12 protein-coding genes are annotated in these 12,751 nt (G+C 72.3%); 7 read left to right on the top strand and 5 right to left on the bottom strand.

Features of this window, described 5'->3' with window-relative positions; translation table 11 throughout:
• Window positions 1-3: 3 nt before the first annotated feature.
• Window positions 4-1,254 carry an exo-alpha-sialidase gene (locus tag RBJ77_RS42460; protein ID WP_372349884.1) on the top strand — a complete coding sequence of 417 codons (1,251 nt, stop codon included), beginning with the start codon at window positions 4-6 and terminating at the stop codon, window positions 1,252-1,254.
• A gap of 48 nt (window positions 1,255-1,302) precedes the next feature.
• Window positions 1,303-1,836: an isochorismatase family protein gene (locus RBJ77_RS42465; RefSeq protein WP_372349885.1), complete on the top strand. Its 534-nt coding sequence runs from the start codon at window positions 1,303-1,305 to the stop codon at window positions 1,834-1,836.
• A gap of 7 nt (window positions 1,837-1,843) precedes the next feature.
• Here RBJ77_RS42465 and RBJ77_RS42470 read toward each other — a convergent pair whose 3' ends face one another.
• From RBJ77_RS42470 to RBJ77_RS42490, 5 genes are all read right to left on the bottom strand, one after another.
• Entirely contained in the window at window positions 1,844-2,191 is a 348-nt protein-coding gene (locus RBJ77_RS42470) for a VOC family protein (protein ID WP_255973797.1), read from the bottom strand.
• Complete coding sequence (locus RBJ77_RS42475) at window positions 2,188-3,207, bottom strand: oligopeptide/dipeptide ABC transporter ATP-binding protein (RefSeq protein WP_372349886.1); 1,020 nt, start codon at window positions 3,205-3,207, stop codon at window positions 2,188-2,190. The genes RBJ77_RS42470 and RBJ77_RS42475 overlap by 4 nt, the downstream gene beginning before the upstream one ends.
• Window positions 3,204-5,237: a dipeptide/oligopeptide/nickel ABC transporter permease/ATP-binding protein gene (locus RBJ77_RS42480; protein ID WP_372349887.1), complete on the bottom strand. Its 2,034-nt coding sequence runs from the start codon at window positions 5,235-5,237 to the stop codon at window positions 3,204-3,206. Before RBJ77_RS42480 ends, RBJ77_RS42475 begins: the two co-directional genes overlap by 4 nt.
• A gap of 85 nt (window positions 5,238-5,322) precedes the next feature.
• A complete protein-coding gene (locus RBJ77_RS42485) occupies window positions 5,323-6,282 on the bottom strand; it encodes an ABC transporter permease (protein WP_372349888.1) in 960 nt (319 codons plus the stop codon).
• Between the two features lie 39 nt (window positions 6,283-6,321).
• Complete coding sequence (locus RBJ77_RS42490; RefSeq protein WP_372349889.1) at window positions 6,322-7,947, bottom strand: ABC transporter substrate-binding protein; 1,626 nt, start codon at window positions 7,945-7,947, stop codon at window positions 6,322-6,324.
• 186 nt (window positions 7,948-8,133) lie between these two features.
• On the opposite strand from RBJ77_RS42490, the gene RBJ77_RS42495 reads away from it, so the two are divergent.
• From RBJ77_RS42495 to RBJ77_RS42515, 5 genes are all read left to right on the top strand, one after another.
• Window positions 8,134-8,880 (top strand): FadR/GntR family transcriptional regulator, encoded by a 747-nt coding sequence (locus RBJ77_RS42495; RefSeq protein WP_372349890.1) that lies wholly within the window; start codon window positions 8,134-8,136, stop codon window positions 8,878-8,880.
• On the top strand, window positions 8,877-10,787 hold the full coding sequence (locus RBJ77_RS42500) for a beta-galactosidase (protein WP_372349891.1): 1,911 nt from the start codon (window positions 8,877-8,879) through the stop codon (window positions 10,785-10,787). The genes RBJ77_RS42495 and RBJ77_RS42500 overlap by 4 nt, the downstream gene beginning before the upstream one ends.
• Before the next feature lie 186 nt (window positions 10,788-10,973).
• A complete protein-coding gene (locus RBJ77_RS42505; RefSeq protein ID WP_372349944.1) occupies window positions 10,974-11,375 on the top strand; it encodes a MarR family winged helix-turn-helix transcriptional regulator in 402 nt (133 codons plus the stop codon).
• Window positions 11,376-11,402: 27 nt separating this feature from the next.
• Window positions 11,403-11,861, top strand: a complete 459-nt coding sequence (locus RBJ77_RS42510) for a MarR family winged helix-turn-helix transcriptional regulator (protein ID WP_372349892.1) — start codon at window positions 11,403-11,405, stop codon at window positions 11,859-11,861.
• Window positions 11,862-11,935: 74 nt separating this feature from the next.
• Window positions 11,936-12,742, top strand: coding sequence for a dienelactone hydrolase family protein (locus tag RBJ77_RS42515; protein WP_372349893.1), 807 nt, complete (start codon window positions 11,936-11,938; stop codon window positions 12,740-12,742).
• Window positions 12,743-12,751: the final 9 nt, after the last annotated feature.

Consider the following 12,751-nt stretch of genomic DNA (forward strand, 5'->3'; position numbering starts at 1 on the left):
GCGATGCCAGCTGTCGAGCGCCGTGCGAGCCGAGAGGGCCGTCCGAACCGCAAGGGGTGCCTGACCGGGGCCGCCCTCACCGCCGCCGTCGCCGCCGCGGCCCTCGCCCTGCCCGGCACCGCGGCCGCGGCACCGGTGACCGGGCCCGCCCGCTGCACCTCCTCGGTCCCGTTCACCGCGGGCGCCGGCGGCTACGACACCTACCGCATCCCGGCCGTCGTCCGCACCGCCCGCGGCACGCTCCTCGCCTTCGCCGAGGGCAGACACAGCAGCGCCGCCGACACCGGGAACATCGACGTCGTCCTCAGACGCTCGGCCGACGGCGGCTGCACCTGGGGCCCGCAGACCGTCGTCGCCGCGGGCAACGGCGACACCCGCGGCAACCCGGCCCCCGTCGTGGACCCGAGAACCGGCCGGATCACCCTCCTCACCTCCTACAACAGCGGCCAGGCCACCGAGGCCCAGATCATGCGCGGCGAGGTGACGCCCGAGCAGAGCCGCCGGGTCTTCGTGCAGTCCAGCCGCGACGACGGCCGCACCTTCACGCCGCCCCGCGACCTCACGGACACCGTCAAACGCCCCGGCTGGCGCTGGTACGCGACCGGCCCCGGCCACGCCGTCGCGCTCACCCGCGGCCCGCACGCCGGACGCCTCGTCGTCCCCGCCAACCACTCGGCCGCCCCGCCCGCGGGCTCCGCCGACACCGGCCAGGAGGCCAAGTACTACGGCGCGCACGCCCTCTACAGCGACGACGGCGGCCGCACCTGGCGGATCGGCTTCGTCGACGACTCCTACGACGGCGAGAACAACTCCAACGAGTCCACGGCCGCCCAACTCCCCGACGGACGCCTCTACTTCAGTGCCCGCGACCAGAACGGCAGCAGCCCGGGAAACCGCCTCGACAGCTACTCGCACGACGGCGCCGAGACCCTCGACCGCCCCTACGCCAGGCAGCCCGCGCTCTCCGACGTCCCGGTCGTCCAGGGCAGCGTCCTGCAGACGGCGGGAGGCAAGGGCGCACCCCTGCTGTTCTCCGGCCCGTCCGTGCCGACCGCCCGCCAGGCCATGGCGATCTGGCGCAGCGACGACGCGGGCGCGACCTTCACCAGGTCCACCACCCTCTCCACGCTCAAGGCCGCCTACTCGGACCTGGTCCAGCCCGACCGGCGCACCGTCGGCATCCTGTACGAGACCGGTGCGACCGGCACGTACGAGACGATCGAGTTCCGCCGCATCCCCCTCGGCGATCTCTAGGGCCTGTCGGCAAACTCCCGTCTGCCCCGCGGCGGCTACGGTGGGCCCATGCCGCCACGCCCGCCGCACCGCCCCGCGCTCCTCGTCATCGACATGCAGGCCGCCCTCGTGCCGATCATGCACCGTCCGGGGCCGACCGTCGGGGCCATCGCGGGGCTGCGCTCCCGGGCCCGGGCGGCGGGCGTCCCCGTCGTCACCGTGAGCCAGCGCGGCGGCGGGCCCGTGGTCCCCGAACTCGCCCCGGGGGAGGAGGAGCCGGCGGTGGAGAAGAGCACCGCCGACGCCTTCCTGCGCACCCCGCTCGACACCGTGCTGCGCGACCTCGGTGCGACCGAACTCCTGGTCACCGGGTTCGCCACGGAGAACTGCGTGGAGACCACGGCGCGCCAGGCCCTCAGCCGCGGCTACGACCTGGTCCTGGTGGCGGACGGCCACACGACGTCCGTCCGCCCCGACACGACGGATTTCGCCCCACCGGCCCAGTCGATCGCCCACCACAACGAGATCTACCGCCACATCGACTTCCCCGACCGGAGCGTCCGGGTGCTGCCGGCGGCCGCCGTGGACTTCTCGGCGCCCTGAGCCGGTTCTAACCGTGCGCCAGCGGGTGCAGCGGCTCGTACAGGCCGACCTCGCCGCCGCCCGGCAGTCGCAGCGCCGTGAGCCGGCCCCACCGCAGCTCCTCCACCGGCTTGGTGAACTCGACGCCCTTCGCGGTCAGTTCGGCGACCGTCGCCGTCACGTCGTCGCACATCAGCATCAGCTCGTGCGAGGGTGCGCCGTCGGCCGGATGGACGGCGACCTCGGCGGGCGGCGCCGCGAAGATCAGCCATCCGCCCCCGGCGTCGACGTGCGGCCAGCCCAGCACGTCCCGGAAGAAGGCCCGGTCGGCGTCGGCGTCGGCGGAGTACAGGATGGTGTGGGTACCGGTGATCATGCGGGGAGGGTAGCGCCGGACTGCTCCCGCACCAGGTCACGCGTCGACCGGTCACCGGGCACGGGATGATGGCACCGGAACCGGTGCGCGGCGTCCCCCTCCGGCTCCGGCATCGCCGAGGCGCACACGTCGTCCGCCCGCCAGCACCGCGTGCGGAACGGGCAGCCGGACGGCGGATGCGTCGCCGACGGCACCGGGCCGATCAGCGGGATCGGGTCGATCGGGGCGAGCAGACCGGGCGTCGCCGAGAACAGCGCGCGGGTGTACGGGTGCCGGGACCGGTCGAGGACGTCGGCGGCCGGGGACTCCTCCACGATCCGGCCCAGGTACATGGTGATGACCCGGTCGCTCATCCGGCGCACGGTCTGGATGTCGTGCGAGACGAAGACCAGGGCGAGGCCGAGGCGTTCCTTCAGGTCCAGGAGGAGATTGAGGATCTGGGCGCGGACCGACACGTCGAGCGCGCTCGTCGGCTCGTCCGCCACGACCAGATCGGGTTCGAGGGCCAGCGCCCTGGCGATCGCCACGCGCTGGCGCTGCCCGCCGGAGAGCTGCCCCGGCAGCACGTCGGCGAGCGCCTTCGGCAGCCCGACCAGACTCATCAACTCCCGTACCCGGTCGTCCCGTTCGGCGGGCCGGCCGCGCCCGTGCACGTCCATCGGGTCGCGCACGATCTGCCGCACGGGCAGCCGCCGGTTCAGGGCCGTCGACGGGTCCTGGAAGATCATGCCGACGCCGGTGCCGAGCGCCGCGCGGCGCTGCGCCGGGGGCGTGGTCCACAGGTCGGCGCCCCGGTAGGTCACCGTGCCCGAGGTGGGGCGCTGCACGCCCACGAGGACCTTGGCCAGGGTCGACTTGCCGCAGCCCGACTCGCCGACGACGCCGACGGTCTCACCGGGCGCGACGGTCAGGTCGGCGGCGGTGAGGGCGTGCACCTGGTCCCGGCTGAACAGGCCGCCGGAGCGGGCCCTGTGCACGACGTGCACATCGGTCAACTCCACGATGGGGGTGGTCATTTCGGCTCCCTGTCGAGGGTGGAGCTCCGCGCGGTGGGGACCGTCGCGGGCTGCGCGGGCGCTGGTGCGTCGTCGTCGCCCGCGCCCCTGGCGGCAGCGGGGTGGTGGCAGGCCGTCGCGTGCGCCCGGTCGCCCAGCAGGGCCGGCGCCTCCCGCTCGCAGACCTCCGACGCCAGCGGGCAGCGGTCCGCGAAGCGGCAGCCCGCGGGGAAGTCGGCCGGGGACGGGACCACGCCCTTGATCTGCGTGAGGCGCTCGGCCGCCGCCTCCAGCGACAGCACGGAACCGAGCAGACCGCGCGTGTAGTGGTGGGCGGGCGCCTCCACCAGGTCGGCCGTCACGCCCGTCTCCACGATCTGGCCGCCGTACATGACGACGACCCGGTCGGTGACGTCGGCGACGAGCGCCAGGTCGTGCGAGACGAGGACGAGCGCGAAGCCCAGCTCCGCGCGCAGCCGCAGCAGCAGCTCGATGACCTGCGCCTGGACCGTCACGTCGAGCGCCGTCGTCGGCTCGTCGGCGACGATCAGCTTCGGCTCGCGGGACAGCGCCATGGCGATGAGGACGCGCTGGCGCTGGCCGCCGGAGAGTTCGTGCGGGTAGCTGCGCAGGGTGCGGGCCGGGTCGAGGCCGACCAGGTCGAGGAGTTCGGCCGGTGACCTGCGCCCGCCCCGCCGCACGACCTGCTTGAGCTGGGCGCGGACGGTCATCGCCGGGTTCAGCGAGGACAGCGCGTCCTGGTAGATCATCGCCATGTCGTGGCCGAGCAGGCGGCGGCGCGCGCCCATCGGCAGGCCGGTCAGCTCCCGCCCGTCGAAGGTGACCTCGCCCTTGATCCGGGCGCCCTTCGGGTGCAGTCCCATCACCGTCAGCGCGGTCAGCGACTTGCCGCAGCCGGACTCGCCGACCAGGCCGAGGACTTCACCGGGGCGCACGTCGAAGCTGATGCCGTCCACGATGTCGACGCCGCCGTGCCGTTCGTCGAAGCCGATGGCCAGGTCCCGTACGGACAGGACCGGCGGCCCGTCCGGCAGGGGCCTGGCGCGGGCGCGCAGCCGGGCCGCCGCCTCGGTGAGGCCGGGGAGTTCCAGGACCTGGCCGCTGCCGGGGGCCGGGGCCTCCAGGCGGTCGGCCTCCTGCGTGGTCACCTCGCGGGCGGTGGGCGCCGCCCACGCGTCGGAGACGCCCTCGCTGAGGATGTTCAGGGAGAGGACCGTGAGCAGCATCAGCAGACCGGGGAAGACCGTCGCCCACCAGCCGCCGATGAGCACCATGTTCTTGCCGTCGGCGATGACGCTGCCCCAGGACGGGTCGGGCGGCCGGACGCCCGCGCCGATGAAGGAGAGCGACGCCTCGAAGACGATGGCCTCGGCGACCTGCACCGTGCAGAAGACGAGGATCGGCGCCGCGCAGTTGATGGCGACGTGCTTCAGCACGATGTGCGGGGTGCGGGCCCCGATGACGTGTTCCGCCGTGACGTAGTCCTCGCCGTACTGGTCGAGGACGTTGGCCCGTACGACGCGGGCGATCGGGGGAGTGAACAGGAACGCGATCGCGCAGATCAGGACGGGGATGCCGCCGCCGAAGACCGCGACGAGGACCGCCGCGAGGGCGATGCCGGGGAACGCCATGACGACGTCGAGGCAGCGCATCAGCGTCTCGTCGACGGCCTTGCGGGAGGTCGCCGCGACCGCGCCGATGACCGCGCCCACGACGAGCGCGAGCAGGGTCGCGCCGAGGCCGATGGCCAGGGACCAGCGGGCGCCGTACATCAGCCGGCTCAGGATGTCCCGGCCGAGGCTGTCCTGGCCCATCCAGTGGCTGCCGGAGGGGTGGCCGGTGCCGTCCGTCTGCGGCTGCTGGTCCAAGGGGTCGTGGGGGGCGAGGAGCGGGGCGAGGACGGCGGTGAGGACGACGATCGTGATGATGCCGAGGGCGATCCGGGAGAGGACCGGCAGGCGGCGCAGGCCGCGCAGCCGGATGCCGGGGCGGGCGAGGGTCTCGGTGAGCTGCTTGCGGGTCGTGATCACGGGTGGCCCCCTGTCGCCGTGCGCGCGTCCGGTGTGGCTGAGGTCGTGGGGGCCGCCGTCGTGCGGCCCCGGCGGGTCGGATGTCTCATGACGCGCCCCGCAGCCTCGGGTTGACCAGCAGGTACAGGACGTCGATCACCAGGTTCACCACCACGAAGCCGACCGCCGTCGTGAGCACCACGCCCTGGACCACCGCCGGGTCGCCGTTCTTGACCGCGTCGATCATCAGCTTGCCCATGCCCGGCAGCGAGAAGATCGTCTCCACCACGACGGCCCCGCCCAGCAGGTACCCGACCCGGAGCCCGAGCACGGTCAGCGGGTTGATGAGGGCGTTGCGCAGCACGTTGCGGCCGACCACGACGACCGGCGGGAGCCCGCTGCCGACGGCCGTGCGTACGTAGTCCTTGTCCAGCTCCTCCACCACGGCCGTCCGCACGATCCGGGTGAGCTGGGCGGCGACGGGCAGGGAGAGCGCGAGGGCCGGCAGCGTCATCGACTTCAGCCAGCCGGTCAGCGAGTCGGCCGGGTTGACGTATCCGCCGGTCGGGAACCAGCCCTGGTCCACCGCCAGGTACTGGATCATCAGGAGCGCCAGCCAGAACCCGGGCGCCGCCACCCCGGTCAGCGACACGACCCGGACCGCCTGGTCCCAGGCCCGGTCCCGGTAGATCGCCGCGCTGATGCCGAGCACCAGCGAGACGACGACCGCGATGCCGAGCCCCAGGAACGTCAGCTGCATGGTCAGCGGCAGCGCCGTGGTGACCTGTTCCACCACGGGCTGCCGGGTCAGCACGCTGATGCCCATGTCGCCCCGGACCAGCTCCCCGACGAAGTGGACGTAGCGCAGCGGCAGCGGGTCGAGCAGTCCGTTGCTCTCGCGGAAGTCGTGCAGCTGCTGCGGCGTCGGGTTGGCCCCCTGGAAGTACGCGGAGGCCGGGTCGATGTCCGCGAACCGCATCACGAGGAACACGAACAGGACGATGCCGAGCAGCAGCGGCACGAGCAGCACGAGCCGCCGGGCGAGGATTCTGGCGATCACGGCCACGGGCGTGAACTCCCTTACGTAGCGCGGTTGGTGCGGGACTTACGCCGGTTCGGCCTTCAGGACGTTGATGCCGGGGTACGGCTGCGCCTGGATGCCGGTGATCTTCTTCGGGTCCCACGCCGTCATCAGCTCGTTGTGCACGACGGGGTAGATGACCGCCTGTTCGGCGACGAGGTCGAGGTAGTCCTGGATCATCGTCTTCTTGCGGGCGGCGTCCGGCTCCCGGGTGGCCTGGTCCATCTGCTTGAAGAGCTGCTTGGCCGTGGAGTTGTCGGCCCAACGGGCGTAGCCCATCCAGAGGTTGGTGGGCCCGTAGTTGTAGTGCATGATCAGGTCGGCGTCGAGGCCGAACTGGTTCGGGTTCGAGGCGGCCGCCACCACCTGGTAGTCCTTCTTCTGGTCCATCTTCGTGAAGACGGCGGTGGTCTCCTGCACGTCGAGCGTGGTCTTCACGCCGATCGCGTCCCACGAGGCCTTGATGGTGGGCAGGCAGTCCGCGATCCAGGACACGTTCACGGCCATCAGGCTGATGCTGAGGCCGCTCACGCCCGCCTCCTTCAGCAGCTTCTTCGCCTTGGCCGGGTCGTAGTCGTAGACCGTCTTCGCGGCGCGGTGCGTCGGGTTGTCCTCGTTGAGGAACGAACTCGCCGCCTTCCCGTGGCCCTTGAGCGCGACGTCGATCATCTTCTTCTTGTCGATCGCGTGGTGCAGGGCCTGGCGCACCCGGACGTCGTCGAACGGCTTGTGCGCGGTGTTGAACATCAGGAACAGGTTGTTCATCCCGGCGCCGCCCTCGACGGTGAGCCCGCCCTTCTCCAGGGTCTGGATGTTGGCGTACGGGATGTTGTCGGCGATCTGCGCGTCGGCGCTGCCCCCGGAGATCTTCGCGACGCGGGGCGCCGCGTCGACGATGGTCAGCCAGTTCATCTTCCGGAAGGCGGGCTTGCGCGGGCCGTTGTAGTCGTCGAACGCCTCGAAGGTGGTGTTCGTCTTCGGCTGGTGCGAGGTCTGCTTGTACGGTCCCGAGCCGACGGCCTTGCCCTTCATCGCCTCGTCCCACGCGCCCGGCTTCGAGAAGACGTGCTTCGGCATGATCTTGGCGAGGGTGAGGCGGGCGACGCCGTCCGGGAAGGGGAACTTCAGGACCAGCTCGACCGAGGAGTCGTCGACCTTCCTGACCTCCTTGAGCCAGCTCTCGAAGAAGCCCTTGGCCAGCGACGGGGTCTTCGGGTCGAGGATCCGGTCGAAGACGAACACCACGTCGTCGGCGGTGACCGGCTTGCCGTCGTGCCACTTGGCGCCCGAGCGCAGCGTGAACTTCCACGACGTGGACTTGAGCTGGGCCGCGTCCGGGGCCGCCGTCGCGAGCGCCGGGTAGGGGGCGCGAGTGATCGGGTCGGTGTCGACCAGCCCCTCGTAGATGTGGTGGTTGCCGGCCATCGCGAACGCCGACGCGGTCTGCGTGGGGTCCCAGCTGCCGTCGTTCCCGTAGCCGATCACGGCGGTCAGGGAGGCGGACCCGCCCTTGCCCCCGTCGTCGCCCGTGTCGTTCGTGGACTTCGGTCCCGACGAGCACGCCGACAGGGACGTGGAGATGGCGGCGGCCGCGCCGAGGGCGCCGGTGTACCTGAGGAAGGAACGGCGGCCGGTGTCGTGGTCGCTCATGGTGCCTCCAGTAAGGGAGAGCCCCCGCAAGGGAGTTCCAGAGATCCAACGTCCTACGTCTTGGTAGCGACGTGACCATAAGAGGGGGCGCGGGACCGGTCAAGAGATCGCGCAGCAACCCGCACACAAGTCCTCCGGCAGATCTTTCTGCCCGAGGTGGGACGTGGGACGTCCACAGCCCTTACGATGCGGCGCATGTCAGACGAGCCCAGCAGCCGCCCGGCCGTGCGCCACCCCCGCGTCGGCCACCAGGTCCAGCGTGCGGTGATGCAACTGATCCTGGACGCGGGACTGCGCCCAGGTGAACTGCTGCCCACCGAAGCCGAGTTGATGGAATCGCTCGGCGTGAGCAGAAACTCCGTGCGCGAGGCGCTCAAGGCGCTGCAGGCGCTCGACATCGTCGAGATCAGACACGGTTACGGCACCTACGTCGGCCAGGCCTCGCTGACCCCGCTCGCCGACGGCCTCACCTTCCGCACCCTGCTGCGCCCCGCCGACGACGCGCACGCGCTCGCCGAGATCCTCCAGGTCCGCGAGGTCCTGGAGGAAGGGTTGATCCGGCGGCTCGCCGCGCGCCCGCTGCCCGTCGAGGTGCTCGACCGACTCGACGTCATCGTCGGCAAGATGGGCGCGGCGGGCGAGGCGGACGAGCCCTTCGCCGATCTCGACCGGGAGTTCCACGAGACGCTCTACAGCTCGCTCGGCAACGAGCTGATCCCGCAGCTGCTCGGCGCCTTCTGGAACGTCTTCGACCGGGTCGCCGGGGTCCGCCAGTGGTCCAGCGACCCCGCGCCCGAAGTCACCGTCGACCGGCACCGGGCCATCGTCACGGCGCTGCGCGCCCAGGACGCGGCCCGCGCGCAGGAGGCCATGGCCACCCACTTCCGCGGCATCGAGAAACGCGCCGAGCAGGAGACGAGGGGAGTGCAGTGACCCCACGGGACGAGGCGGGGGACCGGCTGCGGCACCTCTACGACCGGCTCGGCTCGCTCGGCTACGGCGGCGACTACAACCCCGAGCAGTGGAGCCCCGAAGTCCACGTCGAGGACCGGGAGTTGATGGCCAGGGCGGGCGTCAACCTCGTCACCCTGGGCATCTTCGGCTGGGCCACGACCGAGCCGTCGCCCGGCGCGTACGACTTCGGCTGGCTCGACCCGCACCTGGACCGGCTCGCCGACGCCGGCATCGCCGTCAGCCTCGCCACGATGACCGCCTCGCCGCCGCCCTGGCTGGCCCGGCTGCACCCCGAGACGCTCCCGGTGCTCGCCGACGGCACCCGGCTGCACCCCGGCTCGCGCCAGCACTGGTGTCCCTCCAGCCCCGTCTTCCGCACGTACGCGACGCGCCTGGTCGAGCAGGTGGCGACGCGGTACGCCGGCCACCCGGCCCTCGCCCTGTGGCACGTCGGGAACGAATTCGGCTGCCACGTCTCCCGGCACTGCCACTGCGAGGTGTCCGCGGCGGCGTTCCGCACCTGGCTGCGCACCCGCTACGACGGCTCGCTCGACGCCCTCAACTCGGCCTGGTCCACCGACTTCTGGTCCCAGCGCTACGGCGACTGGGAGGAGATCGGGACACCGCGCACGGCGCCCTCCTTCCGCAACCCGGGACAGCGCCTTGACTACCTGCGCTTCTCCTCCGACGCCCTCCTCGACTGCTACCGGGCGGAGAAGGCGGTCCTGGACCGGATCACCCCCGACGTACCGGTCACGACGAACTTCGTGCCGATCGCGCCGACCCTCGACCTGTTCGGGTGGGCCGCCGAGATGGACGTCGTGTCGTACGACTCCTATCCCGACCCGCACGACCCGGACGCCTTCCACCGCACCGCGTTCTCCTACGACGTGATCCGCGGCCTGCGCGGCGGGCAGCCGTGGCTGCTGCTGGAACAGGCGCCGAGCGCGGTCAACTGGCGCGAGCGCAACGGCCGCAAGCCGGACGGGCGGATGGAGCTGGACAGCTGGCAGGCGGTCGCCCACGGCGCCGACTCGGTCCTCTTCTTCCAGTGGCGGGCCTCGCGCGGCGGCGCGGAGAAGTTCCACTCGGCGATGGTGCCGCACGGCGGCAGCGAGACCCGGATCTTCCGCGACGTGACCCGGCTCGGCGCCGAACTGGCCGCCACCCCGGGCCTGCTGGGCTCCCGGCCCGAGCGGGCCGACGCCGCGCTCCTGATGGACTGGCCCAACTGGTGGGCCCTGGAGCAGGAGGCCCACCCCAGCGCCGACGTCACGTTCCTGGACGCCGCGCTCGCCCACCACCGGCCGCTGTACGACGCGTCGGTGGCCTGCGACGTCGTCCCGGTGGACGCCGACCTCACCCCGTACCGGCTGCTCCTCGTGCCCAACCTGTACTCCGTGTCGGCGGCGACCGCGGCCCGCGTCCGGGAGTACGTGCACGGCGGCGGCACCCTCGTCATGTCGTACTTCTCCGGGATCGTGGACGAGCACGACCGCGTGCACCTCGGCGGATACCCGGCGCCCTTCCGGGAGTTGCTCGGCCTGCGCGTCGAGGAGTTCGCCCCGCTGCCGGACGGCGGCTGGGCCGAGGACATCGTCCTGGAGGGCGCCCAGCAGGTCATGTCGTTCAAGGACGGCAGCCCGGCCGTCACCCGGCACGCCTATGGCGACGGCACCGCCTGGTACCTCGGCATGCGGCCCGAACCGGCCGCGATGCGCGACCTGTTGGACCGGATCCGCGCCGAGGCGGGCGTCCGCCCGGTGCTGCCCGACCTGCCGGACGGCATGCAGGCGCGGTGCCGCGTCGGCGCCGACGGCACGCGCTACACGATCGTCACCGACGAAGCGGCGCGCACGGTCGACGTGCTGGTCAAAGCCCCTTAGCCGGTCGCGGCCGCCCTCCTCGGGCGGCCGCCCCGGCCTATTTAGTAGCCATGGCTACTATCGCCATGTACATTATTTGGCATGAGCAACTCGGCTTCCGGCGGATCCGCATCCGGACCGCCATCCGGACCGGCTTCAGGACCGGCTTCCGGGCCGACGCCCGGCTACCTCGTCTGGCGCCTGTCCATGAAGATCCGCGTCGCCATCGACCGCGAACTGGCCCCGCTGGGCCTGACCCACGCCACGTACGCCCTGCTGTCCTCCCTGCACGGCCTGCGGCAGGCCGGCCAGACGCCCAGTCAGCGTCAACTCGCCGACCACACCGGGCTCGAAGCCCTGTACGTGTCCAAGCTCGCCCGCTCCCTGGAGCGCGACGGGCTGATCGAGCGGCCGCGCGACGCGGCGGACAGCCGCGCCGTGCGGCTCGCGCTCACGGACGAGGGACAGGCCGTGGCGGACCGGGCCATCGAGGTCGTGCGGCGGCTGATCGCCCGGCTCTTCGAACCGCTGGGCGGCCCGGACAGCGAGCGGACCCGGGTCCTCACCGCCGAACTCACGACACTGCTGGACGTCCCCCTGACGACCTGAACACCCGACCAGGTGAAGGAGCACGACGTGACCACCACCGCACCCCGCCTCAACGGCCAGATCATCGGCCAGGCCTTCTACGCCACCCGCGCCCTCCTCGACCGCCGCCTCGCCCGCGACGGCGTCACGTTCCACCAGTCCCTCGTCCTCAACGTCCTCGCGCAGCACGGCGGTTCGTGGGGCCGCCAGGCGCTCGTCGAGCGGATGACCGGCACCACGAAGGTCGCCGCCGACGTGGCGCACGCCGCCTGCGCGGAGCTCGTCGCGGCCGGACTCGTCGAGACGGGCCCCGGCGACCGCCCCGACCTGCTCCTCACGGAGACCGGCCGCACCCTCCAGGAGCGGCTCGCCGAGGCCGTCACCGGGATCGCCGAACGGGTCTACGCGAACATCCCCGACGACGAACTCGCCTCCGCGGCACAGGTGTTGATCCGCCTCACCGAGCAGGCGAACGCGGCGCTGGCGGCGGACGGTACCGCCGCCTGACACAACACCGCGCGCCGAGGTCCGTATCCGGTCAAATCCCTGCGCGTCGGGGCGTGTCGTGGCACAGTCCGGCCGTGACGTACGAACGCGAACTCGATGCCACCGGATTCAGCGAAGTCATCGTCGAACGGCGGGACGTGTCCGTCCCCGGATCGATCACCCGCATGACCGTCTGCCTGGCCCGCCCGAGCACCCCCGGCGACCATCCGGTGGTGCTCGTCGGACCGGAACTGTGGGGCGTGAACGAGGACGCGCGGACCGTCGCCCGCCGCCTCGCCGCCCACGGCCACGTGGCGGTCGTCCCGAACCTCTACCACCGCGCCGACCCCGACTCGGCCCGCGGCTTCCCGCGCTCCGACGCCAACCGCACGCACGCCTTCAACCTCGTCGCCCGCCTCACCCGCGACGAGGTCGAGGCGGACCTGCGGGCGGCGGCCGCCCACGCCCGCAGACACGCGGGCGCCGCCGACCGCACCGGCATGCTCGGCTTCTCCCTCGGCGGCCACATCGCCTACTTCGCGGCGACCCGCCTCGACCTGGCCGCCGTCGCCGCCTACTACCCCGGGTGGCTGACGACGCCCGGCACCGCGCTGAGCCGCCCCGGCCCCCTGGTCGACCAGACCCACCGGATCGCCGCCGCCGGCACGGCGCTCGCCCTGTTCTACGCCGAACACGACCACGTCATCGACGCCGCGCAGGTGGCGCAGGTCCGCGGGGCGCTCGCCGACTCCGGCGTACGCCACGAGGTCACCGTCCACCCGGGCGCCGCGCACGCCTTCTTCTTCCCCGGCCACGCCACGTACGACAAGGTCGCGGCGGACGCGTCGTGGGAGCGGGTCGTCGCCCTGTTCCGCACCGAACTGCGGGGCGGCACAGGCTGACCGCTCCGT

Origin of the sequence: Streptomyces sp. KL116D (genome assembly GCF_030766975.1) — a bacterium.
GTDB classification, from domain to species: Bacteria; Actinomycetota; Actinomycetes; order Streptomycetales; family Streptomycetaceae; genus Streptomyces; species Streptomyces longispororuber_A.